Genomic DNA, 459 nt, shown 5'->3' on the forward strand with positions numbered 1-459 from the left:
TCCTTTCGTTTGCTCAGTTTTCTCTTGGAGCTCCCTTCCTCTTTCATAATGGGTGATATATGTGCGTAATAGGGGGGAGTCCATCCAAAATATTCGAACAGCTGTATATGAATCGGTATTGAAGATAACCATTCGTCTCCTCTAATTACATGTGTCGTTCTCATCCAATGATCATCTACCACATGAGCCAGATGATAGGTTGGCAGACCGCCAGATTTTAACAAGACGATATCCTGATAATTTGCCGGCAGCTCCACTTCACCTTTGATCAAGTCATTGAAAACGAGCTTTGAATTTGAAGGATCTGCCTTTAAGCGAATAACATACGGTCGGCCTTCTTTTAAGTAGTCCGTAACCTTTGAAAAAGATAAATCGCGGTGGACCGCCCATTCTCCATAGTAGCCGGTCTGCACTTTTTTGGCTTCCTGGCTCTTTCTGATTTCCTGGATTTCTTCCTCT

Annotated in this window: 1 protein-coding gene; it reads right to left on the reverse strand. The window is 43.1% G+C overall.

Annotated elements, in window-relative coordinates; genetic code table 11:
• Positions 1-459 (reverse strand): glutamate--tRNA ligase family protein (locus tag ACTJKB_RS30940; protein ID WP_440838046.1); only part of this gene is annotated, 459 nt, incomplete at both ends.

The organism is Paenibacillus sp. 22594 (genome assembly GCF_052044425.1).
GTDB lineage: Bacteria > Bacillota > Bacilli > Paenibacillales > Paenibacillaceae > Paenibacillus_AQ.